The 25380-nt window shown below is 69.7% G+C and carries 25 protein-coding genes; 12 read left to right on the top strand and 13 right to left on the bottom strand.

Features of this window, described 5'->3' with window-relative positions; genetic code table 11:
- Positions 1-8: 8 nt before the first annotated feature.
- The 3 genes from IG04_RS0107220 to IG04_RS0107210 all read right to left on the bottom strand — a co-directional run bounded on the left by IG04_RS0107220 (position 9) and on the right by IG04_RS0107210 (position 4030).
- Positions 9-2564, bottom strand: a complete 2556-nt coding sequence (locus IG04_RS0107220) for a CHAT domain-containing protein (RefSeq protein ID WP_051769146.1) — start codon at positions 2562-2564, stop codon at positions 9-11.
- Positions 2561-2998 carry a hypothetical protein gene (locus tag IG04_RS0107215; protein ID WP_144065133.1) on the bottom strand — a complete coding sequence of 146 codons (438 nt, stop codon included), beginning with the start codon at positions 2996-2998 and terminating at the stop codon, positions 2561-2563. The genes IG04_RS0107220 and IG04_RS0107215 overlap by 4 nt, the downstream gene beginning before the upstream one ends.
- A 63-nt stretch (positions 2999-3061) precedes the next feature.
- Positions 3062-4030, bottom strand: coding sequence for an acyltransferase domain-containing protein (locus IG04_RS0107210; protein WP_030475759.1), 969 nt, complete (start codon positions 4028-4030; stop codon positions 3062-3064).
- Between the two features lie 275 nt (positions 4031-4305).
- Here IG04_RS0107210 and IG04_RS0107205 point away from each other — a divergent pair, with 275 nt between their 5' ends.
- On the top strand, positions 4306-5826 hold the full coding sequence (locus tag IG04_RS0107205; RefSeq protein WP_036014064.1) for a non-reducing end alpha-L-arabinofuranosidase family hydrolase: 1521 nt from the start codon (positions 4306-4308) through the stop codon (positions 5824-5826).
- A gap of 65 nt (positions 5827-5891) precedes the next feature.
- Here the strand turns inward: IG04_RS0107205 and IG04_RS0107200 are convergent, their stop codons facing one another.
- Positions 5892-6320: a hypothetical protein gene (locus IG04_RS0107200; protein WP_030475757.1), complete on the bottom strand. Its 429-nt coding sequence runs from the start codon at positions 6318-6320 to the stop codon at positions 5892-5894.
- 208 nt (positions 6321-6528) lie between these two features.
- Between IG04_RS0107200 and IG04_RS0107195 the strand changes: the two genes are divergently transcribed.
- Together IG04_RS0107195 and IG04_RS0107190 are read left to right on the top strand one after the other, a co-directional pair.
- Positions 6529-6900, top strand: a complete 372-nt coding sequence (locus tag IG04_RS0107195; protein ID WP_030475756.1) for a YciI family protein — start codon at positions 6529-6531, stop codon at positions 6898-6900.
- Positions 6897-8135 (top strand): RNA polymerase sigma factor, encoded by a 1239-nt coding sequence (locus IG04_RS0107190; protein ID WP_030475755.1) that lies wholly within the window; start codon positions 6897-6899, stop codon positions 8133-8135. The genes IG04_RS0107195 and IG04_RS0107190 overlap by 4 nt, the downstream gene beginning before the upstream one ends.
- Positions 8136-8146: 11 nt before the next feature.
- On the opposite strand, the gene IG04_RS0107185 is transcribed toward IG04_RS0107190, so the two are convergent.
- Positions 8147-9241: an ATP-grasp domain-containing protein gene (locus IG04_RS0107185; RefSeq protein ID WP_030475754.1), complete on the bottom strand. Its 1095-nt coding sequence runs from the start codon at positions 9239-9241 to the stop codon at positions 8147-8149.
- Positions 9242-9576: 335 nt separating this feature from the next.
- Entirely contained in the window at positions 9577-10137 is a 561-nt protein-coding gene (locus IG04_RS0107180) for a hypothetical protein (RefSeq protein ID WP_144065132.1), read from the bottom strand.
- 28 nt (positions 10138-10165) lie between these two features.
- Here IG04_RS0107180 and IG04_RS0107175 point away from each other — a divergent pair, with 28 nt between their 5' ends.
- From IG04_RS0107175 to IG04_RS0107155, 5 genes are all read left to right on the top strand, one after another.
- Complete coding sequence (locus IG04_RS0107175; RefSeq protein ID WP_245815849.1) at positions 10166-10567, top strand: winged helix-turn-helix transcriptional regulator; 402 nt, start codon at positions 10166-10168, stop codon at positions 10565-10567.
- Positions 10568-10646: 79 nt separating this feature from the next.
- Positions 10647-12194 carry a PucR family transcriptional regulator gene (locus IG04_RS0107170; RefSeq protein WP_030475751.1) on the top strand — a complete coding sequence of 516 codons (1548 nt, stop codon included), beginning with the start codon at positions 10647-10649 and terminating at the stop codon, positions 12192-12194.
- An 84-nt stretch (positions 12195-12278) separates the two neighbouring features.
- Positions 12279-13538, top strand: a complete 1260-nt coding sequence (locus tag IG04_RS0107165; RefSeq protein WP_030475750.1) for an NAD(P)/FAD-dependent oxidoreductase — start codon at positions 12279-12281, stop codon at positions 13536-13538.
- A gap of 7 nt (positions 13539-13545) precedes the next feature.
- Complete coding sequence (locus tag IG04_RS0107160; protein ID WP_030475749.1) at positions 13546-13725, top strand: CLASP domain-containing protein; 180 nt, start codon at positions 13546-13548, stop codon at positions 13723-13725.
- 123 nt (positions 13726-13848) lie between these two features.
- Positions 13849-14319: a GreA/GreB family elongation factor gene (locus tag IG04_RS0107155; RefSeq protein WP_030475748.1), complete on the top strand. Its 471-nt coding sequence runs from the start codon at positions 13849-13851 to the stop codon at positions 14317-14319.
- Positions 14320-14368: 49 nt separating this feature from the next.
- Here IG04_RS0107155 and IG04_RS0107150 read toward each other — a convergent pair whose 3' ends face one another.
- The 6 genes from IG04_RS0107150 to IG04_RS0107125 form a co-directional block, all read right to left on the bottom strand.
- A complete protein-coding gene (locus IG04_RS0107150) occupies positions 14369-15955 on the bottom strand; it encodes a glycoside hydrolase family 64 protein (protein WP_030475747.1) in 1587 nt (528 codons plus the stop codon).
- A gap of 177 nt (positions 15956-16132) precedes the next feature.
- On the bottom strand, positions 16133-17278 hold the full coding sequence (locus IG04_RS0107145; RefSeq protein ID WP_036014063.1) for a hypothetical protein: 1146 nt from the start codon (positions 17276-17278) through the stop codon (positions 16133-16135).
- A 32-nt stretch (positions 17279-17310) separates the two neighbouring features.
- Positions 17311-18147: a GDSL-type esterase/lipase family protein gene (locus IG04_RS0107140; protein ID WP_084400794.1), complete on the bottom strand. Its 837-nt coding sequence runs from the start codon at positions 18145-18147 to the stop codon at positions 17311-17313.
- Positions 18148-18190: 43 nt separating this feature from the next.
- Positions 18191-19000 carry a rhamnogalacturonan acetylesterase gene (locus IG04_RS0107135; protein ID WP_030475744.1) on the bottom strand — a complete coding sequence of 270 codons (810 nt, stop codon included), beginning with the start codon at positions 18998-19000 and terminating at the stop codon, positions 18191-18193.
- Positions 19001-19201: 201 nt separating this feature from the next.
- Positions 19202-20641 carry a family 43 glycosylhydrolase gene (locus IG04_RS0107130; protein WP_030475743.1) on the bottom strand — a complete coding sequence of 480 codons (1440 nt, stop codon included), beginning with the start codon at positions 20639-20641 and terminating at the stop codon, positions 19202-19204.
- A 238-nt stretch (positions 20642-20879) separates the two neighbouring features.
- Positions 20880-22250 carry a glycoside hydrolase family 43 protein gene (locus tag IG04_RS0107125; RefSeq protein WP_051769143.1) on the bottom strand — a complete coding sequence of 457 codons (1371 nt, stop codon included), beginning with the start codon at positions 22248-22250 and terminating at the stop codon, positions 20880-20882.
- A gap of 431 nt (positions 22251-22681) precedes the next feature.
- Here IG04_RS0107125 and IG04_RS45050 point away from each other — a divergent pair, with 431 nt between their 5' ends.
- From IG04_RS45050 to IG04_RS0107110, 3 genes are all read left to right on the top strand, one after another.
- A complete protein-coding gene (locus IG04_RS45050) occupies positions 22682-23044 on the top strand; it encodes a hypothetical protein (RefSeq protein WP_276326653.1) in 363 nt (120 codons plus the stop codon).
- Complete coding sequence (locus IG04_RS48885) at positions 23005-23097, top strand: fasciclin domain-containing protein (protein ID WP_276326641.1); 93 nt, start codon at positions 23005-23007, stop codon at positions 23095-23097. The genes IG04_RS45050 and IG04_RS48885 overlap by 40 nt, the downstream gene beginning before the upstream one ends.
- A 171-nt stretch (positions 23098-23268) precedes the next feature.
- Entirely contained in the window at positions 23269-24732 is a 1464-nt protein-coding gene (locus IG04_RS0107110) for a molybdopterin-dependent oxidoreductase (protein ID WP_338043500.1), read from the top strand.
- On the opposite strand, the gene IG04_RS0107105 is transcribed toward IG04_RS0107110, so the two are convergent.
- Positions 24729-25193: a peroxiredoxin gene (locus IG04_RS0107105; RefSeq protein ID WP_030475739.1), complete on the bottom strand. Its 465-nt coding sequence runs from the start codon at positions 25191-25193 to the stop codon at positions 24729-24731. The two genes, IG04_RS0107110 and IG04_RS0107105, sit on opposite strands and share 4 nt — an antisense overlap.
- 26 nt (positions 25194-25219) lie before the next feature.
- On the opposite strand from IG04_RS0107105, the gene IG04_RS45045 reads away from it, so the two are divergent.
- A partial coding sequence (locus tag IG04_RS45045; RefSeq protein WP_248782520.1) for a fasciclin domain-containing protein occupies positions 25220-25380 on the top strand: 161 nt, incomplete at its 3' end.

Genomic DNA, 25380 nt, shown 5'->3' with positions numbered 1-25380 from the left:
GCCGGAGATCAACCTCCGACGTGCACGAACGGCGCCCACTGTGCGGTGGCACGGGTTTCGCGGACCTTCCGGACGGCTGTGTGGAGCGCGATCGCGGGTGACGGGGTCACGGCCAGCGCGTCGTAGTAGTGGCTTGCGACGAGCTGGGCCGTGCGGTCGCCGACCGGCCAGAGCGTTCCGATGACGTGGCGGAAGCCCGCCATGTGGAAGGCGCCGGTGATGTGCAGCGACTCGTCGGTCAGCTCCGGTGGTGCCGCGCTGGTCTCGCACGCCGACAGGAACGCGATCTCCGCGCCGGCCAGGCGCAGGCGCGCGATGTCGTTGACGCTCAACGGTTCCTCGATGTGGTCCCACAGCACCAGACGGCCTTGGCCGCCGACGCTCATGGCGTGACATGCGAAATGCACCCAGCGGTGGCGTGACAAGGCTTCCAGGACCGGTCGCCGCAGGGCGCGGTGAGCGGTGAGGACGTGCGGGCGCGGGAAGCGGGTCGCGATGTCGTCCGCCTCGTCCTGCGCGGCCGGGAGGTCCGGCACCCCCGGCGCCGACGGCACGGCCACGATCAACGGGTCGTCCGGCCGGGTGATCGCGGACGCCTTCCACACCGACACGAGGCTGCGGAGGGTCGGCGCGTAGGACGAGACGAACCTGTCCATCACGTCGCCGGCGGCGTGCAGCGGCAGCGCGGACATCGGGCCCGTCGGTATCCACCACAGCCGGGTGTGCCCGGGTTCGTTCCGGAGCGGCAGCCGCTCGATCACCGCCTGCCCCAGCCAGGACAGGGTGGAGTCGATCTCGTCCGCGGGGTCGAGGCGGAACCGCTCCGCGCGGTCCGCGAGATCGTCGAGCCTCACCTCCGGCAGGCCGACGGGCACGACGTCCCCTTCGGCGATCACCAGTGCGTCGCACCGCAGCGCGCTCACGTTCACGATGACCACCGGTCCGCGCCCGACGGCGTTCACGAGCTTCTCCACCGCGGGAGGACGCAGGAAACGCGCGAAACCCGGTAGCGACCGGATGGAGTCGACCAGGTGGTTCCACTCCTCGGTCAGCGCGTGCCTGCGTTCCCCGCTGAGCCCGGCTCCGTCGTGGAAAGAACTGTCCGGGGTGTCCAGCACGGTCCGCAGCTCGTCGAACCGCCGCGCGAGATCCGGGTGCTGTTCCTCGAGATCGGTGAGCTCGGTCCTCGCGTCGAGCGCGTGCCCGAGCATCACGCCGCGGCCCTGTTCCAGCAGTGCCACCGCGAGCCGCGGATCACCGGCCTGGATCGCGCAGGCCGCGGCGTCGGAGGCAAGCCCGGCGAACGCGGCGAGTGCCCGTTCGCGGTCGGCCTGGGTGGCGTGCCTGGGTGCGGTGCGCGGCAACAGTTCGACGGCCAGCCGGAACGCTTCCAGTGCCGCCTGCCAGTCCTGGAGCCGCACCATCTCGTACGCCCACAGCCTTGCCGCCTCCACTCGCACCCGAGGCGGGAAGCCGGCCTCCCCGGCGACCTGCCGGTACAGCGCGAGCGCCGCGGCACCGTCGCCGAGGAAGGCGAGAGCGAGACCGTGTTTCAGCATCGCGTCGGCGCGTGTGGGATGCCCGTGCGGCGTCGACCTGACCGCGTCCTCGGTGGCGCGGGCCAGCCGACGTGCCGTGCGCCGCAACCGAAGGGGAGTCCGGCCGGTGCCGGGCGCGAGCCGGTGTGGCGCCCTGCCGTTGCCGTGCGACGACACCAGTGCCAGCCGCCGGCACTCCGCCAGCACGGCGGAGCGTTCCGCGCGGTTGGGGTGACCGGCCGGGCTTTCCTTCAGTGCCTGGCGAACGAGGTCCGTCGCGGCGCGCAGGTCCTTCTGCCGTCCGGTCGCGCTGTGGCGGGCGAGCAGGACGAGCGCGAGGTTGGACTGGAACCGGGCTCTAAGTGAGCGCGTCCGCGCCCGTGGCACCACCGCGCCCGCCAGTACCGCGGCTTCGTCGAGCAGACCTATGTCCCTTGTGGACTGAAACCGCAGCCGCAGGGCTTCCGCGAGGTTGGACTTGGCGTTGACCAGGTCGTCGCTGCCCGCGTCGGCGGTGTCGACCGCCTGGCGGAACAGCACGATCGCGCTGTCCAGCGCGGAGCTGTCACCGAAGTGCAGGTGCAGGGCGAGGAGGCCGTCGGCCTGGTTGTTCAGACGTGCGGAACGCCGGCGGTGCCGCGCACTCGTCACCTCCACCGCGTGACGGCTGGCCGCGACCGCCTCCATGAGGTCCTCACGCGACCCCGTCACCCTCCACCGCAGCCGCAACGTTCCCGCGAGGTTGGCCAGGTACGAAGGCAGGCGCTCGGTGTCGCCGGGATGCCGGCCGGCCGCGTCGCGCAGCAGTGCGACGGCCTCGTCCAGATCTCCTCGGCCGCCGAGCACCTCGTAGCGCGACCACAGCGCGATGGCGAGACCGTTCGCGATGGCTCCATCCATCCGTGACGACGCCAATGCGCGGAAACCGTCGATCGCCGCCTCGAGTTGGGACTGCTGTCCCGTCCGTTCGAAAGCTTGGAAGTGTTCGCACGCACGCTCGTAGTCGCCGCCGTTCGGCCAGATCATGAGCGACGATGCCGTGCGCAGTCCGCCGCCGTGCTCGGATCGCCATGTCCCACATGGCATTCGGCCATCCACGAGCCGACGCCGAGCATCAGCGGTATGTCTCCCATCGGGGTGCTCAGCGACGGGGACCGGCCGATCGCGGGACAGGGCAGCATCCCTTCCCTCAGCACCACCGACAGGTACTCGCCGCGCACCCGTTCCACCCTGTCGTCGCCGAGCGGGAGCACGTCACCGATCCTCGTGATCGCGAGCAGGACGGCGCAGTGCGGGCAGGCGTTGCCGTCCTCGTCCGCCACGATCCGGAACGGCTTCTTCCGGTCTCCCCGGGGTGCTTCCCACTTGACGATCACGGTGCCGCCCACCTGGTACATCAGGTAGAGGTGCGTCATGTCCGGGCGAATGCCTTTCGTCACCGCGTCCGCGAAGCCGCTCACAGTGACCTTCCGCGTTCCCCGTCCGAACATCCGGCTGGCCCCTCTCGTCACGAGCCCGTCACACTACGTGACTGTCTGTGCGCGCGGATCAAAACGGAAGTGGCCGCTTCGCCAGTACCAGTGACGGCCTGCCCGCAGGTGGTCGACAACGGCGCGCTGGAGCAGCGTGCCGCGCGGCAACTGGTCGAGCGGGGTGGTCAGGCTGCGGAACACGAACCGCCGCACCTCGACGTCGGCGTCCAGCCCTTCCTGCTCCTCGTAGGGCTCCAGCTCGAACCTCCGCTGGAACCGGACGATGTTGGACTCCGCCGGCAGGTACTCCTGCAGTTGCGGGTCGAGCAACCACGAGCCGCAGGAGAACGCCGTGTAGTGCTCATCGGGGAAGTGCCGCGGGAAGAACGCGCGGGCCTCGTCGAGTGACGCCGTGACCGCTTCCGGGGTCATCGGGCCCGAATCGGGGATGTGCAGGGAAATGGCGGTGTCGCCGCGCTGGTGCTGCAGGCGGCCGAGCTCGTATACGCCGCCGCGCGCGTGCAGCGTCAGCCAGCTCTGCATGACCGGCCAGCCCTCCCCGTGCATCCGCCTGTCGACCGCGAGGTTGCGGCCCAGGTCCGCGAGCGTCGTCCACGACACGGCGTCGGCGATGCCGTGCTCGCGGTGGTACCTCGTGACGACGCCGGCCAAGGCGAGGTACGCGTACACGTAGAGGTGCCGCCAGGCCGGGCCTCGTTCGCGCGGCAGTTCCGGACCGGGGGACAGCCACTGGTGGCCGCCGAGGTCGGCCAGGACGAGGGCGATCGAGCGGTCCAGCAGCCAGCGCAGCTCCGGTGTCCACAGTGGAGAGTCGGTATCGGGCCAGCCCGCCATGACCTCGGCGGCGTCGTCGGGCCGCACCGCGAGCCGGTCGAGGATCGCGGGCGCGCCGGCCTTGGCGGGCAGCGGTGCGGACGGCCGGTCGCCGGCGAGCCGGTGCACGCGGCCGACTTCCTCGAAGGGAACTCCGAGCAGGGCGGCGGTGCGCTCCAGATCCACAAGGACGACCCTACCGGTCCGCTCCTCCGTCCAGGTGGCTCGAATGCGCTCAAAGAATTCGTCTTTTTTAGCAACGAACAATGCGTCGAACCGGCTGTTCGCGTTCCCAGTCGAACGCATTCGACTTTTCTTGACCGCACGGAGATCACCCCTCACAGTTGATGGCGGTAATAGTCGGTGCTCTGAACGGGCGTGAAAGACCGCTCGGCGCAAGCGGTCTTTCGAATTTCGCCCATCCGCGATCCTCCCTGAACTCGATGAAGAGGAGCACGCCCATGGCCGGATCAGGCCATCATCCGTCCACCTCCGCCCCCCGCGCCCGCAGACGACGTGCGGCCGGCATCACCGCCGCCGTGGCTGTTCTGCTCGGCGGTCTGGTGGCGGCCTTCAGCGCGGCGCCCGTGTCGGCGGCGACCGTCGACACCACCGCCTGGTACGTCCTGGTCAACCGCAACAGCGGCAAGGCTTTGGACGTCTACAACCTCGCCACGAACGACGGTGCGCGCATCACCCAGTGGGCCCGCAACGACGGCAACCAGCAGCAGTGGCAGTTCGTCGACTCCGGCGGCGGCCACTATCGGCTGAAGTCACGGCTGTCGGGCAAGGTCCTCGACGTCCACAACTTCTCCACCGCGGACGGCGGCAACATCGTCCAGTGGGCCGACTCCAACGGCACCAACCAGCAGTTCCGCCTCGCCGACTCCGACGGCGGCCACGTGCGGCTGATCAACCGCAACAGCGGCAAGGCCGTCGAGGTCCAGGGCGGCTCCACCGCCGACGGCGGCAACGTCGTGCAGTACAGCGACTGGGGCGGTGCCAACCAGCAGTGGCAGCTCGTCCGCGTCGGCGGCGGGACGAACCCCACCACCACGACGAGCAACCCGCCCGGCGCGTGTTCGCTCCCGTCGACCTACCGCTGGTCGTCCACGGGCCCGCTGGCGCAGCCGAAGCAGGGCTGGGTGTCGCTGAAGGACTTCACGCACGTGCTCCACAACGGCAAGCACCTGGTCTACGCCACGACGCACGATACGGGAACGAAATGGGGCTCGATGAACTTCGGGACCTTCACGAACTGGTCCGACATGGCCTCGGCCGGCCAGAACGGCATGAACACCGGCGCCGTCGCGTCCACGCTGTTCTACTTCGCGCCGAAGAACATCTGGGTGCTCACCTACCAGTGGGGGCCGACGACCTTCAGCTACCGGACGTCGAACGACCCCACCAACGCGAACGGGTGGTCGTCGCCGCAGACGCTCTTCACGGGGACCATTCCCAACTCCGGCACGGGCCCGATCGACCAGACGCTCATCGGCGACGGCACGAACATGTACCTGTTCTTCGCCGGTGACAACGGAAAGATCTACCGCGCCACCATGCCCATCGGGAACTTCCCCGGCAGCTTCGGCTCGTCCTGGACGCAGATCATGAGCGACACGACGGCGAACCTGTTCGAGGGCGTCGAGGTCTACAAGGTCCAGGGCCAGAACCAGTACCTCATGATCGTCGAGGCGATGGGGGCCAACGGGCGCTACTTCCGTTCGTTCACGTCCAGCAGCCTGAGCGGCTCGTGGACGCCGCAGGCCGCCACCGAGAGCAACCCGTTCGCCGGCAAGGCCAACAGCGGCGCCACCTGGACCAACGACGTCAGCCACGGCGACCTGATCCGCAGCAACCCCGACCAGACGAAGACCATCGACCCCTGCAACCTGCAGTTCCTCTACCAGGGCCGCGACCCGAACTCCGGCGGCGACTACGGCCTGCTGCCGTACCGGCCGGGATTGCTGACGCTGAGGTGAGCTCCGTCGGCTGACCGCACGCCTTCCGGCCGTGCGGTCAGCCGATCGACAACCGGCCGGCCTGCTCAGATCCGGGTCATGGTGGATCGGTAGCCGCCCCCGCCGGGGTAGACCCATTCCCCGGTCACCACCGTGCCGTCGGCGTTGAACGTGCCCCGGTAGTAAGCAGGGCTGCCTTTCGCGCCGCCCCAGATGGTCACCGTGTCGCCGTCCAGTTCGTAGACGTAGTCGAGGGTGTTGCCGGTCGAGTCGTAGAACCGGGACACCACGTCCGCGCCGGCGGGTTCGCCGAACGGGCGCAGGTTGCCGATCACCTCCAGGCCGGTGACCGGCTGGCCGAACTGGGTGAGCTCGACGTGCTGGAGCAGAAAGAACCGGCCGGGCATCCACTCGTACCGCACGGTGCCCTCGGCGCCGCCGGTCACGGTCCACGCGCCCACCAGCCGGTCCAGCGCCCGCAGGTCGGCGCTCGGCTGCACAGTCGTTTCGGACATCTCGTTCTCCTCGAGGTCGGTTGTCGTGTGCCGGTACCTCGGAGCCGCCGCACGGGCCTCGACACCACGCTGCTATGACTCAGGTCACATTCGGATCGTGTCGAGACGGCGGAGCCCGCGACGTGGTTGCGGCGAGCACGTCGAAGGTCGCCGCGTGCCGCCGCCCGAGCGTCGTACCGTTGCCTGGGCTTGATCGAGAGGAATCGTCGTGAAGTACCTGCTGCTCAGCTACACCCCGGCCGCCGCGTGGGACGCCGCCACCGCGGACGTCCCGTCCGAGGAGGCGCTGGCCGCGTTCGCCGTCTACCAGGAGTTCGAACGGGAACTGGTCGCGAGCGGCGAGTTCGTCACCAGCGAGGGCCTCGGTCACCCCGCGGTCAGCACCACGGTCCGCAGGACCGCGGGCGGTGTGGTGGCGACCGACGGGCCGTTCGCGGAACTCAAGGAGGTCCTCGCGAGCTTCGCCGTGATCGACGTCGCGAGCCACGAGCGTGCGGTCGAGATCGTCGCGCGCATCGTCGCCGCGCTGGGCGAGCCGATCGAGATCCGCCCGATCATGGGTGAGGACTTCGGCGCGTGACCGGGCAGGTCGAGCACCTGCTGCGCACCGAGGCGCCGCAGGTGCTCGGCGCGCTCGTGCGGCGGTTCGGCCAGTTCGACACCGCTGAGGACGCCGTGCAGGAGGCTCTGCTCGCCGCGAGCCGGACGTGGCCTGCCGACGGCGTCCCGGACAACCCGCGCAGCTGGCTGATCCGCATCGCCTACCGCAAGATGGTCGACCTGCTGCGCTCCGACCAGGCCCGGCGCCGGCGCGAGCAGGAAGCCGGTCTGGCCCTGTACGAACCGTCGCGCGACGCGGGACCGCCGGCGGACGTCGACGACAGCCTCACGTTGCTGCTGCTGTGCTGTCATCCCTCACTGCCGGTCACTTCGCAGGTGGCGCTCACCCTGCGCGCGGTGGGCGGTCTGACCACTGCCGAGATCGCACACGCCTACGGCACCACCGAGAACACCATGGGCACGCGGATCAGCCGTGCCAAACAACAACTGGCCCGCGCCGGCGCCCGGTTCACGCCGCCCGCCGACAACGACTGGACGGACCGCACGGCGGCCGTGACGCAGGTGCTGTACCTGATCTTCAACGAGGGCTACACGACGTCCTCCGGCACCGAGCTCACCCGCGTGGACCTGACCCAGGAGGCGATCCGGCTCACCCGGCTGCTCCACGGCACCCTGCCGAGCGCCGAGGTGACCGGCCTGCTCGCGCTGATGCTGCTCACCGAGTCGCGGAGACTGGCCCGCACCAGCGCCGACGGCGACCTGGTTCCCCTGGAGCAGCAGGACCGGACGCGCTGGAACGCCGAACTCGTCCAGGAAGGCACCGCGCTGATCGACAGTGTCTGGAACCGGCACGAGGCCGGTCCCTACCAGCTGCAGGCCGCGATCGCGGCAGTGCACGCCGCGGCGGAGTCACCCGAGCGGACGGACTGGCCGCAGATCGCCGCGCTCTACCTCTGGCTGGAGCGGCTGACCCCCACCGCACCGGTCCAGCTCAGCCGGGTCGTCGCGGTGGCGCACGCCTACGGCCCCACCCGCGGGCTGGCCCTGCTCGACGACCTCGACCGGCGTCACCACCTCGGCCGGAATCCCCTGACGCACCAACGGGAACGCGCGGTCAGGGCTCACCTGCTCCAGATGACCGGCGACGCCGACGGCGCCGCCGCTCTCTACCGCGAAGCGGCCGCCCTCACGGACAACCAGCTCGAACGGCGCTATCTCCACGACAAGGCCGGCCAGGTGGACCACAGCACCTGAATCCGTCCGTGTCAGTGGTTGTACATGTTTTCCAGCGCGGTGCGGCGGGTGGCGACGTCGTGGGGATCGTCGCCGAAGACGATCAGGTGCAGCGTGGTCTGGTTGATCGGGTTGTCGGTGCGGCGGGTGTCGTGGCCGCCGGTGACGAGCAGCCCTCCGCGCACCAGTGCCGGCCTCAGCGCGGCCAGCAGCGCGGAAATGGGCGCGGCGGTGGTGAGTTTCGTGGACTCCGACGGGCGGTCCAGGTCGTCGGGGCGGATGGTGTGCAGCGCCAGCAGCGGAATGGAGCCGCTGGTGATGCGGAAGTTGAGGTCGAGCATGACGAGCCTGCCGTCGTGGGTCTGGGCGCAGTCGAGGCTGCACATGCCGCGGTAGCCGACGTCGGCGGCGCGCTGGGCGATCGCCAGGCATTCGGTGAGCAGGTCGGCGGGAAGCGGGACGACGAGCCCGAAACGGCCGCCGGTGTAGACGCCCTCGGCGTCGATGCGCTGGTCGGTCACGGCGAGCAGGCGGGCCTGGCCGTCGGCGGCGACGTAGAGCTGCACGCCCCAGTTGCGGTGGATGCTCAGGTACTCCTCGACGACCACCTCGCTGAGGATGTCGGTGAACGCGGGCAGGTTCACCAGCTCCCCGGCCCGGTGCAGGTAGACGTCGAGGCTGGCGCCGTGGGCGGCGTTGGTGGCGGCCTTGAGCACCCAGGACTTCTCGGCCGGGGCGGCCTCGGCGAGCTCGGCGGTGGTGACGATCTGGCGGCGGGCCTGGAAACGCGGGTCGACGAACGTGCTGATGCTGGCCTTGTTGTTGAGGTAGCCGACGAGTTCGGCGCTCTTCACGGAGCGTTCGTCCGGGTACAGGCTCGTGGGCTGCGGGTATTCCATGGACAGCAGCAGGCCGTCGCTGAGCGCCTCGGTGACGCGGAGGGCGAACTCGGCCTCGCTGCTGAACTCGCGCGCGTCGGTGCCGACGGGCAGACCGCCGTCGCGCATGGCGGCGATCAGGTTGGGTTCGGTGCCGCCCGCGCTGGTGATCACGGGGGTGTCGGCGGCGATGGCGAGGGGGCGGGCGGACAGGACGTCGCGGGTGTTGCGGTGCCTGCTCGACGGCACCGCCGGTTCCTGGGCCGGGCGTGCGCAAACGGCGATGTCGGGGCCGTAGATGTCAGTGAGGGTCCGGGGGGCGGCCGGGGTCGGCGTGAGCGCAGAAGCGGTGATGGGAGATCTCCCTCGTGGGGTGGTGCTTGTACCCGGTCCTGGGCGTGGAGTGGTGCGAACTGACCGGGAGCGCTGAAACGCGCCTGGATCAGGCGGCGTCCGCTCCGGGGTGAAGGCGCGCCTGCGGGGGTGGCCCCGCGGCGGGCGTACCTGTCCACTGTCTCACGTTTTGCGAGGTCCGGGGTGATGCCGGCGGCGCGGGAGTTGCGGCTCACGTGCTGACCCGCTGTTCAGCGGCCGCGGCGGTCGATGGCGATCCAGTTGGTCTCCCACGTCGCTCCGCCGTCACCGGAGAACGCCTGCTCGAACCTGGCCTGGTCGGGCCCCTGGCGGAAGACGAGGAAACGCACCTTGATCGGGCGGCCGCCCAGCTGGTCGTCGCCGAGGAACTCGCCCACGCCGTCACGGAACCCGCCGAACACCGCCGGCGTGAGCACGCCGTCGCGCATGCTCGCGAAGTTCAGGCTCCACCGCTTCGCCTGGGGTTCGTACAGCCGCAGGTTGAGGCCTTCGATGCGGCCGCTCGGGCCGGCGATCTTCAGCTCGACGACGTTCGCGCGCCGGTCCATCAACGGACGCACGACGCTGGTTCCGCTGAACTGGAGCCATTCGTCGGCGGACTCCGACAACGGCTCGGCGAGCACGCGCACGGTGGTGCGCCAGCTGCCGATCTCCCAGTCGAAGTCTTGCTGGCCGTCGGTGGTCTGCGAGGCGTTCCCGGAGGAGGCGGTCGCGGCCACCAGGAGAACGGAGAGGACCGCGACGAGGATTCGCTTGTGTGGCAAGGTCATGGCCTGACTATCGGAGCGGAGTGCGGCCATGGACAAGAAGGCACCTTCGGGTAACCCCTCGCGCCCCAACCCGTTGCCCGGCTGCCCGATGGCCGCCGCGTTCGCCGCGATCGGCGGCAAGTGGAAGCTGACCCTGCTCTACTGGCTCGCCCACGACGAGACCCACTTCGCCGGCCTGCGCCGCCGCGCCGCCCCGATCACGCCCAAGGTGCTGACCGAGCAACTGCGCGAACTGGAGGCCGACGGACTCGTCGAACGCGTCGAGACCGGACCGGTTCCCGCGCCCGTCGTGTACCGGCTCACGCCTTACGGGGCAACGGTTCTGCCCGTCGTCGAAGGGGTGAGGGTGTGGGGTGAGGCTCACCTTCAGCGCTCACCGGCGGAGGCCTCTCCGGCGGTCCTGATGAGCTGCGCGGACCAGATCGCCTGAACCACCGGACGCGGCCGGAGGTGCTCCCCGCGGCGCAGGCATCTACGGTGGCCTCAGCGCTGGGACAGGGAGTTCGCTGATGGTGAGGCTGGACCGGCTGGTCAACGTGCTGGGTGGGTACGGCGTCCGGTTGTGCTGCTGCCCGGTGCCGAGGTCGGCGGAGTTGCGCGGTGTGGTGCTGCGGGATGCCACGGACGACCGGGCCGAGGTGGGCGACGTGTACCTCGCCGTCGGCGCCGGGTCGGTGGTCGAGGCGGTCCGTGCGGCGGTGTCGGCGCGTGCTGTCGTCGTGCTCGTCCGCGGTGGTGAGGAGCTCCTGGCGGACGCTGTCGCGGTGGGGGAGGCCGAGGGCGTCGCGGTGGTGCTGGCGGATCCGGCCCTGTCGTGGAGCCAGCTGGCGGGTGTCGTCTACGGCCTGGTGCTCGAAGGCCGGGAGACCGAGTCGGGGCGCGGTCCCACCGACCTGTTCGCGCTGGCCGACAGTCTCGCCGCGGCTACCGGTGGTGCCGTGACCATCGAGGACCAGCTGTCGCGCGTGCTGGCCTATTCAGGCCCGCAGCAGGAGGTCGACGCGGCGAGGCTGGAGACCATCATGGGCCGGCAGGTGCCCGCGTGGGTGCGGGAGTTGTTCGACGCGGCGGGCGTGCGGGCGCACCTGGTGGCCTCCGACGAGCCGCTCTTCGTCTCCGGTGCACCCGAGCGTGGCCTGACCGGGCGGATGGTGGTCGCGATCCGGGTCGGCCGGGAGTTGCTGGGGGCGGTCTGGGTGGCGTGCCCGGTGCCGCTGGAGGGTGCCCGGCGCACCGCGTTGACCGATGGTGCCCGGATCGTGGCGCTGCACCTGCTGCGGTTGCGGGCCAGTGCAGATCTGGAGCGCCAGGTGGAGTCGGAGTGGGTGATCCGGCTGCTGGAGGGCACGGCGGACGCCGCGACGGTGATCAGCCAGCTCGGGCTGCCGCCTGGGCCTGTCCGGGTGGTCGCGGTGCGCGCACACGTCGGAGTCGAGCGGCACACGGCCGTGTTGCTGGCGTTCGAGCAGGCGACCAGCGGGTTCGGCTGGTCGCGGCCTGGGCGCAGTGCGCTCGCGGCCAACAGCATCTACACGATCCTGCCGGGCGAGCCGGTCGGTGCGGCGCGGGACTGGCTGGCCGCGCTGAGGGCGGCGCTACCGGCGAACGTCACCCTGTCCGCTGGGATCAGCGCGGTCGCCGCGCCCGCGGACCTGCCGGCGGGCCGGCAGGAGGCGGACGAGTGCCTGGCGTTGCACGAGATGCGGGCCGGCGAGACCGCGGCGCCCGCGTACGACGAGTCGTGGGACGAGATCCTGCTGCAGCGTCTGCGCTCCGCCGCGCGGGTCGGCCGGGCGTCCGCCCGCGGGCCGGTGGCCGACCTGCGCAAACACGACGGCGAACACGGCACCGACTACGTCGCGACGTTGCGGGCCTGGCTCGAGGCGCAGGGCGATCTGGCCGCCGCCGGTGAGCGTCTCGGGGTGCACGGCAACACCGTGCGCAACCGGCTGCGGAAGATGTCCGACGTGACCACCCTCGGCCTGGACGACGCCGCCAAGCGGATCGCGATGACGATCGACCTCGCGGCGACGGTGTCGGAAACCGACAATCGCTGACCGGCGATTGTAGGGAATGAACAACCGGTTCGGACCATGTCCGAAGCATCCTGGAATCGCAACGAGCGATGACAGGAGGCAGGGATGGACGGCGCTGAACGCCTTGACGGCGGTCCGCGGTCGGCGGTGGTGGTCGGTGCGGGTGTCGTGGGCCTGTCGACGGCGTGGTTCCTCCAGGAACGCGGTGTCGACGTCACGGTGGTCGACCGGTCCGGGGTCGCGGCGGGCGCGTCCTGGGGCAACGCCGGGTGGATCGCGCCAGGCCTCGCCATCCCGCTGAACGAACCGGCGGTGCTGCGCTACGGACTGCGCTCCCTGTTCGACCCGGCCGCGCCACTGCACATCCCGCTGACCGCCGACCCGTTGCTCTGGTCGTTCCTGACGCGCTTCGCCGCCCACTGCCGGTGGTCGTCGTGGAGCAGGGTGGCGAAGGCGAACCTTCCCCTCAACGAGGAGAGCATCGAGGCCTACGACGTGCTGACCGCCAACGGCGTCGAAGCTCCCACCGTCGACGCCCCGTTCACCGCGGCCTTCACGTCCGCCCGACAGGCGCGGACGCTCCTGCAAGAGCTGGAACGTCTTGCGGTGGCGGGACAACCGGTCGAACACGTGGAACTGTCCACAGCGGACCTGCGGGATCAGGTTCCACTGGCGTCGTCCGTTCTCGCGGCCGGTGTGCGCATCGACGGGCAGCGTTTCGTCGCCCCCGGTGAGTTCGTCCAGGCGCTGGGCCGCGCTGTGGCCGCCCGTGGCGCCACGATCCGCACTTCCGAGGTGGTCGACGTCCGCGCGGACAACGCCGGGGTGATCGTGAAGACGAAGGACGGCGACGTGATCTCCGCCGACGCGGCGGTGGTGGCCACCGGCGCCTGGCTGACGGGCCTCGCGGCACGAACGGGTGTGCGCACTCCGGTTCGGGCCGGGCGCGGGTACTCGTTCACCGTGCCCGTGCGGAAGCCGGTTCACGGTCCGATTTACCTGCCGGAGGTGCGCGTGGCGTGCACGCCTTATCAGGGTGGGCTTCGAGTGGCCGGCACCATGGAGTTCCGCGACCCGGACGCGCCGTTGGACGAGGCACGGGTGGACGCGATCATCGCCTCCGTCCGGCCGTTGCTGGACGAGGTGTGCTGGGAGGACCGCACCGACGTCTGGGTGGGTGCCCGCCCGGTCACCCCCGACGGTCGCGCGCTCATCGGGGCGACCCGGACTCCGGGTGTGTACGTCGCCGGTGGGCACGGCATGTGGGGCCTGGCACAGGGGCCGGTCACCGGACGGTTGCTGGCGGAGCAGATCACCACCGGCAAGCAACCCGCCGCCCTGCGCGAGTTCGACCCGCTCAGGTGATCGCCCCGTGGAAGCCGAAGACATCGAACCGCCACTGACCGGCGGCGAGCGAGCCGAACTGGCGTGGCTGCGCAAGGAGAACGACTTCCTCCGCGTGCAGCGCGACATTCTCATGAACGTGGCCACCGGCTACGCCCATGACTTCGAAGCGGTGCTACGCCGCGACGACGGCCGCCACCACCACTGACCTCTCTCCTGTCCGTGGGAGCCGTGGGCCGCCAAACCCGGTTCATACGGACGCCCCCGCCGTCAGGGCGGTACCTCCCCCCAGACCGCCCTGACGGCACTTACTCCTGTCACGGAGGCATCAATGACGAGCACCACCCCACGCGTGTGGCTGTCACCGCAGGCGCACCACCGGCTCCGCAACGAACTGACGACCCTGCTCGCACCGGCACGTGGCGACGACGAGAGCGTTGTCCCGGATTTCGCCTCCCGGAGGGATCGAGAGGCGCGCATCCGCCAGATCAACGCCCTCCTCACCAACGCGATCGTGGGCGAGGACCCTCCGGACGACGGCGTCGCCGAACCCGGCATGGTGCTCACCGTCCGCTTCGACGACACCGGTGAGACCGAGACGTTCCTGCTCGGGGTACACGGCGCGGAACACGGCACGATCGAGGTCTACTCGCCGGACTCGCCGCTGGGAGCCGCCGTGAACGGTGCCCGCCAAGGTGAGCAGCACACCTACCGGACGCCCAGTGGCACCGCGGTCCGCGTCACCTTGCTGAACGCGGTGCCCTACGGAAGAGCGCGCGAGGCACTTCCGGCTGGTGAATGAGGAAACGCCGGGGCGCACATGCGCCCCGGCGTCGGTCGAGCGTCGAAGGTCAGCCGCGGTGCCACTTCTGGTTGGCACCGCCGACGCAGTCCCACATGTGCAGGACCGCGTCGTTGTTCGGGTTCCACTCCGCGATGTCCACACACTTGTTGGCTTGCGGGTTCACCAGGTCACGTGCGCCGTTCAGCACGAACTGCTGGGCCGGGTTGCCGGAGCAGGTCGCGAGCTGCACGGCCGCGCCGTTGGCCGTCGAACCCCACGCCACGTCCACGCACTTGTTGTTCTCGGTGCGCAGCGTGCCGCCCACGAACTCGAACTTCTGGTTCGTGCCGCCCGTGCAGTTCCACACGATCAGGCGCTGGCCGTCGGCGAAGTTCCAGTTCGGCACGTCGATGCACTTGCCGTGCCAGTCGCTGACGATGCTGCTGACCGCGGGCGGGGGAGCGGAGCCGCCGAACGGGGTGAGGATGATCCCGGCCGAGCGCGGGTCGCCGTCGTGCACCAGCGACTCCTGTGCCTGCACGTCGTCGAACGCGAACCCGTACGCCTTGCCGTCCACCATGTGCTGGTGCACCAGCCGGGAGTAGTGGTTGGTGATCGCGCCCTGGTAGAAGTCGGCCGGGCCGCCGCCGGGCTGCACGTCGATGCGGCCGAGGGTGGAGCGGTGCAGGGCGGCGCACAGGGTGCGTGCGATCGGGCCGACCACCTGGTCGTTGGGTGCGTGCAGCGCGCCGTCGCAGCCCCACACGTTCGCCGTGGACGGCTTCGCGAACGACGCCACCTGCTGACCGGCGGGGTTCGTGAAGTTCATCGTGTTGCCGGACGTGCGGCCGAAGTACTTCACGTCCGGCCGGTCACCGAACGGCTGCACGGTCAGCGTCTTGCCCGTGTACGCGTTCCACGCCTGGGTGATGTACGAGTCCAGGTAGTTGCGGTCGAAGTTGCCGACGTCGGCCGCTTTGCCCGGCGCGAGCACGCGCAGCACCGTGCCGTCCGGGCGGGACATGATCGACCCGCCCCAGCCCGCCTGGTTGCGGATGCCGTTGATGACGGCGTCCCGCCCGCCGGGCTTCAGCTCACCGGTCTTCTTCGTGGCGCCGTTCGCGCCCGTCACGGTCACCGCGTGCGGTACCGCGAACATGTCCACCTGCGAGCTGTTGAGCCACAGGCCGGCGTCGTTGTAGGTGAACTCGCTCCAGTCGAACAGGATGCCGCTGTTCGGGTCGCCGGACGCCCACGGCGCGGGCTGCACCAGGCCGTCGGGGGTCAGGAAGAACTTGAGTTTCTCGCCGAACGACATGTAGACGCGGCCCGAGATGAACCGGGGCACGCGCAGCGTGGCGGTGCCGCCGGGACCGGGACCGGCGATGGACACGTCCGGTGCGGGCGTGGGCGGGTTGCCGCCCGGCGACCACGGCGTGAAGGCGCCCGCCTGGTTGACGTAGCCGAGGCGCCCGTTGCGGATGTCGGTGCCCAGGACGTACAGGTGCACGGCCTCGGACCGGCCGCTGTTGTTGGTGACGTTCATCGGCAGCAGGTCAGGGCCGATCGCCTGTACCGGGGTGATCGCTACAGCTACCGACGCGGTCGCCGCCAGAGCGGCGAGCGCGCTCAACCACTTCGTTCGAGTGCGCATCTGACTCCTTGTGCAGGGAGCAGGTCCCCCCGACCGGCTTCAGGGCGGTCGGCGGCCTCCGGTCCGAGAAATGGTCCAGACCGGTTATGAGAGCGCTTCCATGGTTGGCGCAGACGCGGGCCCTGTCAATACCGGAGTCGTGCCGCCGGTCCGGCGGCACGACTCACCCGGTCGCCGTCAGGAGCAGACGTTCGACGTGCTGTTGTTCAGCGTGAGGTTGCGGAACGTCGTGTTCGTCCCGCAGGGACTCTCGCGCACCGACGAGTTCGTCACCGTCAGGTTCTGGACGGTGATGTCGCGGTTGTTCGGGAACTCCGAGCGCGCGGCCAGCCGGATCTCGCCGCCACCGGTCACCGTGCCGCTCTGCGCCGCGATGGTCACGTTGGTGCAGTTCTCGATCAGGACCGCGTTGTTGCCGGTGTTCGCGAGGTCGATCCGGTCGATGGTCAGCCCGCCGCTCTCGGACACGCAGAACACGCCGCGGCCGCCACCGCGGGCGCGGACCGTGCCGACCCGGATGTTCGTGGGGTAACCGGTGCCGATGCGGCCGTTGCGGTTGGCGGTGCGGAACGCCGCGTACCCGGTGCCCGCGCCCGCGTTCTCCGCGTCGACCGTGCCGACGGTGGCGTTGATGGTGTCGTTGAGCAGCAGCCCGGACTCGCCGACGTTGCGAGCGGTCACCGTGCCGATCGTGAGGCCGTCCACGCCGTAGGTCTCGACGGCGTGACTGCTCGCGCCCGACGCGAAGACGTTGTCGATCCTGATGTTGCGGCTGCGCACGCTGGTGTTGCCGCGGTTGTCGATGCGCACGCCGAGCCCGCTCGACAGCCGCAGGTCGATCTGGCCGAGCACGACGTTGTCGACGTTGCGCAGGAAGATCCCGTACAGCGGGCGGCCCGTCACGCTGAGGTGGCGCACCTCGACGTCACGGGTGCCCCTGGAGTAGATCGGGGCCTGGTCGCCGGAACCGGTGCCGGTCACGTTGATCGTGCCGCAGACGTCGATGCCGGTGTAGCTGGGCAACGAGATCCGCGAGCCCGCGCCGACCGATCCACTGCCGCGCACCAGGACCCACTGCTTCGAGGTGCGTCCGGCGGTGAGGCTGTTGAGAGCGGCCTGGACGGCCGATCGCATGTCGGTGCCGGTGTAGACGGTCCGGCTACCGTTGCGGGAGGTCCACGTGCTGCCGTTCAGCACCGCCTCGGCGTTGAACGTCCGGTCACCGCAGGCCATGACCCGCGGCGTCGCGGTGGCCGGCGCGTGACCTCCGAGCACGGCCGCCACCGCCACGGCCGCGCCGATGCGCCACCTGGTCGAGAGCATGGAAGTTCTCCTTTCGGTGTGTGCGGCGGGTTTTACTTGAGATGGTTCGACAGCGGGATGCGTTGGTCGCGCAGGGCCTTGGCCACGACACCGGCGATCTGCCCGGCTCCCGCGGCCTCGAAGTGCGTGTGGTCGTTGCAGAAGAAGGCGCCGACGGGGCCCTTGGTGTAGTCGCCGTCGTTGGGGCACAGCCTGAGCTGGTTGTAGAGCGTGTAGCTCAGCTTGTGCAGGTCGATGACGGCCACGCCGGCGGCCCTGGCCGCGTCGGCCGTCTCGGTGAGGAAGCCGCGGGTGCCGACGGCCGTGGTGCCGCTGCACCTGATCGCGGAGACCGGCGTGAGGAAGATCGGCGTGACGCCGCGGTCCTTGGCCGCCTTGGCCATCAGCCCGAGAAGTTCCTTGTAGCGCGCGCTTCCGACGTGCCGCGGGCAGTCGCGACTGCCGTCGTTGATGCCGAACTGGATCATCAGGTAGTCACCGGCCTTCATGCCGGCGGCGGGGTCCAGCATCGTCCGCCAGCGCTGGTGGAACGTCCTCGGGCTCACCACGCACTCGCCCGCCGCGTCCTTGGTGTTCTGCACGTTGGACTCGTAGAGCCACGTCTGGATGCTCCGCCCGGCCACGGCGCTGTTCACCACGGTGACGTCGGCGGTGAACAGCGGGTCGAACCGGTTGCCCCAGCCCACCGGGCAACTGGTCCGCGGGTCCGCCATCGTCGAGTCGCCGGCGAGCCAGACCTTCACGGCCGCCGCGCTGGTCGACGGCGCGTCGGCGAGGGCGCACTCGGGTTCGGCGGCCGACGCGGGACCGGCGGCGGTGAGCAGTGGAAGTACGACGAGCGCGGCCAAGGCCAGAACGCGTTTCCTCACAGGGTTCTCCAGACAGGCAGGGGGTTGTCTGATGTGGACTTCGTCAGGCCTTCGGCCAGACGATCGCGCTCGCCGGAACCGGGGCGGTGAGCCGGCGGAACGAGGCGGGCGGCAGGAGGCGCTGGTCGCGCAGGGCGGTGGCGACGAGCCGGGCGACCTCGATCGCTCCGGCGGCCTGGAAGTGCGTGTTGTCCTCGACCCCGTCCGGGTAGTTGGGCCACGGCCCGGCCGGCAGGTGCAGGAAGTACTTCTTCGTTCCCTCGACACCCGCGCGGTTCCACAACGCCGTGCTGGACGCGGTGAGGTCGATCAGGGGCACCCCCTTGGCCGCCGCGAGCTCGCGCATCGCCGCCGGGTACGCGCCGTGGGAGGGGGAGGCGGTTCCGGTGCTGGTGAAGCGGCGTCGTTCGACGGACGTGACCAGCACCGGCTTCGCGCCTCTGGCCCGGCTCCTGTCGATGTACTGGGAGAGGTAGGACTTGTACGTCGTCGACGGCTCGGTGTAGCGGGCCGGATCCTCCTTCTTCTGGTCGTTGTGCCCGAAGGAGATGAGCAGGTGGTCGCCCCGTTTCACCTTGGCCAGGACGCGGTCGAGGCGGCCCAGGTCCACGAAGCTCTTCGAGCTGGCTCCCGAGAGCGCTTCGTTCGCCGTGACGACGCCGCGGGAGAAGAACGCCGGGAGCGCCTGGCCCCACCCGGCCCGGGGAGCCAGCGCCGAGGTGTAGGTGGAGGCGGTGGAGTCTCCCGCGACGTGGACGGTGACGGGGGCCGCCGCCGCGCCGGTTCCCGCGACCGCTGTGGAGAGGAGCGAGAAGGCGATGCCGATGACGGCGGGCGTGCGTTTCAGGAGCATGGAGTTCCCTTCGAAGCCGCAGAGGTAAGCGCTTTCCCATGCAGGTCGAAGTATGGCGCTCACAGGCCGGAAAATGCGAGGAAGCGCGGAGATCTGTTGTGTTCGACGGTCGAATCGACTGCCGCGGATTCGCTCCCGCGGCAGCCGGTTCGACCTCGTGACAGTCCGATCAGGACGGTCGGCTCACCCGGCCGGCTCGCCTCACTCCAGGACGAACGTCGCGTCCGCCCGTCCCTGCGCGTCGGTGACGGCCTGCAGGTAGAGCAGTCCGCCGCTGACTCGGATGTGGCGGCCGGGGAAGTTCACCGACTCGAACGACACCGCCGAGCTCGCGGCGAGGCCTGCTCGTTGCGTGAAGCTGGCGTCGTTGCGGAACAGGGCGCTGCCGTCGCTTCGGTCGACCCACAGCTCGTTGTTGCGGTGCCGCAGGAAGTAGCCGGGGAAGTTGGTCGACTCGAGCGACACGGTGCGGGAGCCGGCCAGCCCTGCGACGAGCCTGAACTGGGAGTCGGCCAGCGGGGCCACGCCTGCTTCCAGACGCGCGCGGTACTCCCAGTGCCGCACGAAGCGGTCGGTGGCGGCATAGGACCTGAGTCTGACCGGGGTCGGCCCGTCGGCGACCGGGATGCCGAAGTCCGGTGTGCCGTCGGCCTTGTAGTAGACCTTCTGCACGCGGGTGCGGCGGTTCGGGTCGTTGAGCGGGTCGCCGTTGATGTCGCGGTAGTTGCGGTCGTGGTAGACCATGACGTCGCTGCTGCCGTCCTCGGACACCGTGAACGAGTTGTGGCCGGGCCCGTACTGACCGGTCGCGTCGTTGCTGGTGAACACGGGGTTCGGACTCTTGGTCCACGAGGCCGGGTTGAGCAGGTCCGCCGACGCCGGCGCGGTCAGCAGGCCGAGGCAGTAGTTCGCGTCGGTGGCGCTGGCCGAGTAGGTCAGGAAGACCTTTCCGTTGCGCTGCAACACCGCTGGTCCCTCCGCCACCTTGTACCCGCGGGTCTCCCAGGCGAGTGCCGGCACCGTCAGCCGGGTCACCGTGCCGGTGATCGTCCATGGGTTCGCGCCCATGCGGGCGAGGTAGAGGTTGGAGTTCGTGGCGATGCCGGGTTCCTGCTGCGCCCACGTCAGGTAGCGCACGCCGTTGTGCACGAAGGTGGAGGCGTCCAGGGCGAAGGTGTCCCACGGGGTCGTGATGCGGCCGCGCTCGGTCCACGCTCCGGTCAGCGGGTTGGCGCTCGAGCTCTCCAGCACGTACATCCGGATGCGCCAGATGTCGTCACTGCGGCCCGCCGCGAAGTAGACGTACCACTTCCCGTTGATGAAGTGGATCTCCGGTGCCCAGATGTGGGCGGCCATCTCGCCGCTGGAGTGCTTGCGCCAGATCACCGTCTCCGGCGCCGAGGCCAGTCCCTGGATCGTGGTCGCGCGGCGCAGGACGATCCGGTCGTACTCCGGAACGGTCGCGGTGAAGTAGTAGAAGCCGTCGGTGTGCTTGAAGATGTGCGGATCGGCACGCCGTTCCGCGATCGGGTTGGTGTACCGCACCGCGGGCGTCGCACCTGCCTGCGGCACGGGCATCCCGGCCACGCAGGTGACGGCGGCGAGCGCCAGCACGGCCAGGCGGAGGAGAACCGTCTTCATCGGGATTTCCTCTGTGGATGCCCCGGCCTTCAGACCGGGGAGGAAACGGACCCTGCGAAGCAGGGCAAGGGCGAGGTTTCGCCCCAGGGCGAAAGACCGTGCTCTGATCCGCTGGTGTGGCGGTTGGCGGAGCGGCTGGCTGGTAAGCCAGGCGGCAACGGGCTGTGAAGCAGAAAACTCGACCCGCGAGGGAAGAATCTCCCTGCTTCAGCTGGGAGAGATGTCAATGACTGTCCTTTCAGGCCAGTGGCGCGGTGACGGTGAAGGACGCGTCACCGGCGAACGACGAGCCGGAGGTGCGCCAGTCGACGCGCAGCTCGTAGTTCAGGTGGCGCAGGTACCGCCCGGGGTGGGAGTACGACTCGAACGACGTGCTCCCGCCGCCTGCTAGACCGGCCCGGCCGCAGAAGGTGGCGTCGCGGGCGAACACCGCGTCACCGCTGTTGGTGTCCAGCCGGACGCGGAAGCCGTAGTGCCGCAGGTAGCGGTCCGGGAAGTTCACCGAGCGCAGCGAGTAACAACCCGCGTTCGCCAGGCCGGCCACGACGGTGAACGTCGCGTCCCGGCGCGCCGTCAGGGCGCTGGACGAGCTCACCGGTTCGACGTAGCCGAGGTTGTCGCGGTGACGGACGTACCGGTCGGGGAGGTTGGCCGAGCGCAGCGACCGGGCGCCCGTGGCGACCGCCGTGCCGTCGCCGGAGTCCTCCCGCAGCACGGTGAAGTGCCGCGCGACGCCGGACAGCCCGGCCAGTTCGACCTTGGCGCCGAAGCTCGCGAGATTCGTGCTGTCCGCGTAGAAGTACCGCCGCTGGCCGTACTGGTCGAAGTAGATCCGCCACCGGCCGTCGGGCAGCCGCACGAGCGCGGGTCCTTCGAGTCCGGCACCCCAGCCCGCCCAGTTGCCCGTGCCGACGAAGGTCCACGGCCCGTTCAGCGACGTGGCGGTGGCGTGCTCGATGTACTTCGTGGTCTCGTTCTTGAGGAAGTTGTGGTACGTGCCGCCGACCTTGACCAGGAAGCTGTCGATGAAGTTCGCCGGCAGGCCGAGTGCGACCGGGTTGCTCCACGCCGAGAGGTCCGCGTTCGTCGCGGTGATCCGGTACGGGCGGAACTGTCCCGCCGTTCCGGCCGTGGACGCGGAGAAGACCACGTGCACGCTGCCGTCGGAGTCCTTGAACCACTCCGGCGCCCACGTGCTGCCGGTGGCGCCGTTGAGTCCTACCCGGACGTTGCGCAGGAACGTCCAGGACACGTAGTCCGCGCTGCGGGCGAAACCGATGGTGTCGCCCGTCCAGTTCGTCGTGTAGACGAGGTAGTAGTAGCCATCGGTGTGCCGCAGGACGCTGGGATCTCGGATCAGTCCGGACGGCGGCGTGTAGGCGTTGGCCCTGACCTGGGTGAAGCTGGTCGCGTTCGGCGAGTCGAAGACGTACATGTTCGACTCGCTGCTGTTCGTGAACGCGGTCATCAGGTAGTGCGGCACAGGGCCGGCGGCCGCCGCCACCGGACCGGTGGCGACGACACCCGCCCCGGCGGCGAACACGACCGTGAGAGCGATCAACGCGCGCCGTCGGAACGAGCGGACAGCACGCGGCAGGGGGAAACGCATGGACCGGCTCCTTGCACCATTGAGAGGAGACTCGGACAGTGAGCGTTAACACTATGTGGCAAGGTTGCTGTTCATGGCAATGGTGCTTGCCTGTGCGGACGGCGAGTTAGCGATAACAACGAGGTCCGGCGACCCGTCGTCGAAACTCCACCGAGCGTCGTTCGACGAGGATTCGACGATTCACGCGCAGCTGACCCGTGGTGTCAGCGGATGTCTGACGGAAGAACATGGGGCAGAAGTGCTTGGCGTGTGGGGGAGTGAGCCGAGTTGATCGTCGACTGTGGACCGCGGACTGCCGGTGGATCATTTGTCCTGGTCACGCCCGATCCGCGGGCTCGTTGGTAACAGGTCGATAACCGGACCCATCCGTTCCCCGAGGGGTGGCGAATCACCGATGCAACCTCCCCGTTCACCCCTTGGAGAAGTCCGTCATGAACAAGACCGTCCGCAGCACCGCTCTGGCCGCCGGCGCCATCTCGCTCGCCCTGTTCGGAGCTGCTTGCGGCTCGGGCGACATGGCCGGCAGCTCCAGCACCGCCCCGACCTCCGCCACCTCGTCCGCGCCGTCCTCGGCTGCGATGGCAGATCCGGCCAAGGACCTCGTAGGTTCCGGTTGTGCCGACTACGCCAAGCAGGTTCCGTCCGGCGCCGGTTCGGTTTCGGGCATGGCCGCTGACCCGGTCGCCGTGGCCGCGAGCAACAACCCGCTGCTCACCACGCTCGTCAGCGCGGTGTCCGGCATTCGGGCAACGCGATCAAGGTCAACGACGCCAACGTCATCTGTGGTGGCGTGAAGACCGCCAACGCCACCGTGTACCTCATCGACTCGGTCCTGATGCCTGCCTGACATCACCCGTGTGGCAACTGGGCACTCACGTCTGTGACGTGAGTGCCCCGTTCTGTGCGTTGATCCACTGTGGATTCGGCAGAACCTCGTGCGTGAGCCAATCCACTCAGCGGTCTGCTCCGAACAACAGATGTGAAGGCAACACGATCCGTCCTCATCGGCCTTGTGTCGGTGGCCGTGGCGTTGGCGGTAGGGCATCTCGTCGCAGGGCTGGTGAGTCCACTGGCCTCGCCGTTCCTCGCCGTCGGCAACACCGCGATCGACCTGACACCCCATCCGGTCAAGGACTTCGCGATCCGTACGTTCGGTGAGAACGACAAGCTGGTGCTGCTCGGCAGCATGGCGGTCGTGCTCGCGGGCCTCGGCGTGGTGGCGGGGCTGTTGTCGCGCCGCAGTCCGTGGCCCGGCACCGTCCTCGCCGCGCTGCTCGGCCTCCTCGGCATCGCCGCGGTGCTGGCCAGGCCGACGACGACCGGGTGGTCGGTGCTCGCCCCGCTGGCGAGCCTCGTGGCCGGTGTCGCCGCTTTCCGCTGGCTGTGGTCCCAGGCGGTGCCCGCGGTCGTGCCGGAGCGGCGCAGGTTCCTGCTGACGACCGCGGCGATCGCGGTCGGTGCCGGGGTCTCCGCGCTCGGCGGTCAGCTGCTCGCCGGCCGGGTGGACGTCGAGGCCTCCCGGCGTGCGATCAGGTTGCAGCCCAGGGAGAAAGCGCCGGAGATCCCGTTCGACGCCGACTTCGCCCGTGAGGGCACACCGCAGTTCATCACGCCGAACGAGAAGTTCTACCGCGTCGACACCGCGCTCACGGTGCCTCGCCTGCGCGCCGAGGACTGGCGCATGCGGGTGCACGGCATGGTGGACAACGAATTGGTGCTCACCTACGACGATCTGCTGCGGCGTCCGCTGGTGGAGAAGACGATCACGCTGGTGTGCGTGTCCAACGAGGTCGGCGGCCCGTACATCTCCACGTCGAACTTCATCGGCGTCTCCCTGCCCGACCTGCTGCGCGAAGCAGGTGTGCGTCCCGGTGCCGACCAGCTCGCGACGACCAGCGTGGACGGCTGGACGTGCGGCACCCCGGTCGACAAGATCATGGCGCCGGGCTCGAACGCGATGCTGGCGCTGGGGATGAACGGCGAACCGTTGCCGATCGAGCGCGGCTTCCCGGTCCGCATGGTCGTGCCGGGCCTCTACGGCTACGTGTCGGCGACGAAGTGGCTGGTGGACGCCGAACTCACCACCTTCGACACGTTCGACCCGTACTGGGCGCAGCGCGGCTGGGGGAAGAAGGCCCCGGTCAAGGTGATGTCGAGGGTGGACCGGCCGAAGTCCTTCGAGAGGGTGCCGGCGGGCAGGTTCGTCGCGGCGGGCATCGCCTGGGCCCAGCACACCGGCATCGACCGCGTCGAGGTCCGGGTCGACGGAGGGCCCTGGCAGGAGGCGACGCTGAGCCGCGAGGTCAACATCGACACGTGGCGGATGTGGCGCATCGAACTGGACCTCAAGGAAGGCAACCACACCGTGGAATGCCGTGCCACGGACCGGAAGGGCACCACCCAGACCAGCGAGCGCGCCGCCCCGATCCCGGACGGCGCGACCGGCTGGCACTCGATGGTGTTCACCTCGGTGGCCGGTTAGGCGTCCTTGGCGGCACGTCCGCGCAGGACCTCGAGAGCGAGGTCCGCGTGGGCGTTGAACTTCAGCTCTCCCTTGATGACAGCGAGGATCTCGCGGCCGGTGCCGATGACGAAGGTCCGCCGCTTCGCGTGCAGAGGGCTGAAGCGCCGCCAGGCGCCGAACTGCTTCGCGACCGAGCCGTCCACATCGGACAGGAGCGGGTAGTCGAAGCCGTACGTGGTGGAGAACCGGTGCTGTGCTCCCACCGCGTCCGGGCTGATCCCGATCCTGTGCGCGCCGACCTCGCCGAACTCCTCGGCCAGGTCGCGGAAGTGGCAGCTCTCCGTGGTGCAACCGCCGGACATCGCGGCCGGGTAGAAGAACAGCGCGACCGGGCCGGAGGCCAGGAAGCTCGACAGCGTACGGGGTTCGCCGGTGTCGTCGGGCAGCGTGAAGTCCGGGGCGATGTCTCCTTGTTCCATGGTGGGTCTTCGGGTTCGCGAACGGCATGGATTGGTGTGTCGGCCCACGTTTCGTAACGGGTCGACAACCAGACCCATCCGACCGCCTGGTGTTCGCGCCGGTCGACTCGGCGTTCGCGAAGATCGATGCCGCGACGATCGAGAAGCTCAAGACCGACGACGCGCTGCTGACCAAGATCCTCACGTA

The sequence above is a fragment of the Lentzea albidocapillata genome (assembly GCF_000719115.1).
Lineage (GTDB): Bacteria > Actinomycetota > Actinomycetes > Mycobacteriales > Pseudonocardiaceae > Lentzea > Lentzea albidocapillata.
Note: the sequence above shows the minus strand (reverse complement) of the source record. Positions and strands in the feature narration are given on the sequence as shown.

Coding starts and splice junctions, on each gene's coding strand:
- IG04_RS0107220 (WP_051769146.1), bottom strand. CDS start 2,564: ATGATCTGGCCGAACGGCGGCGACTACGAGCGTGCGTGCGAACACTTC.
- IG04_RS0107205 (WP_036014064.1), top strand. CDS start 4,306: ATGGCCGGATCAGGCCATCATCCGTCCACCTCCGCCCCCCGCGCCCGC.
- IG04_RS0107200 (WP_030475757.1), bottom strand. CDS start 6,320: ATGTCCGAAACGACTGTGCAGCCGAGCGCCGACCTGCGGGCGCTGGAC.
- IG04_RS0107180 (WP_144065132.1), bottom strand. CDS start 10,137: ATGACCTTGCCACACAAGCGAATCCTCGTCGCGGTCCTCTCCGTTCTC.
- IG04_RS0107175 (WP_245815849.1), top strand. CDS start 10,166: ATGGACAAGAAGGCACCTTCGGGTAACCCCTCGCGCCCCAACCCGTTG.
- IG04_RS0107170 (WP_030475751.1), top strand. CDS start 10,647: ATGGTGAGGCTGGACCGGCTGGTCAACGTGCTGGGTGGGTACGGCGTC.
- IG04_RS0107165 (WP_030475750.1), top strand. CDS start 12,279: ATGGACGGCGCTGAACGCCTTGACGGCGGTCCGCGGTCGGCGGTGGTG.
- IG04_RS0107155 (WP_030475748.1), top strand. CDS start 13,849: ATGACGAGCACCACCCCACGCGTGTGGCTGTCACCGCAGGCGCACCAC.
- IG04_RS0107150 (WP_030475747.1), bottom strand. CDS start 15,955: ATGCGCACTCGAACGAAGTGGTTGAGCGCGCTCGCCGCTCTGGCGGCG.
- IG04_RS0107145 (WP_036014063.1), bottom strand. CDS start 17,278: ATGCTCTCGACCAGGTGGCGCATCGGCGCGGCCGTGGCGGTGGCGGCC.
- IG04_RS0107135 (WP_030475744.1), bottom strand. CDS start 19,000: ATGCTCCTGAAACGCACGCCCGCCGTCATCGGCATCGCCTTCTCGCTC.
- IG04_RS0107130 (WP_030475743.1), bottom strand. CDS start 20,641: ATGAAGACGGTTCTCCTCCGCCTGGCCGTGCTGGCGCTCGCCGCCGTC.
- IG04_RS0107125 (WP_051769143.1), bottom strand. CDS start 22,250: ATGCGTTTCCCCCTGCCGCGTGCTGTCCGCTCGTTCCGACGGCGCGCG.
- IG04_RS45050 (WP_276326653.1), top strand. CDS start 22,682: ATGAACAAGACCGTCCGCAGCACCGCTCTGGCCGCCGGCGCCATCTCG.
- IG04_RS0107105 (WP_030475739.1), bottom strand. CDS start 25,193: ATGGAACAAGGAGACATCGCCCCGGACTTCACGCTGCCCGACGACACC.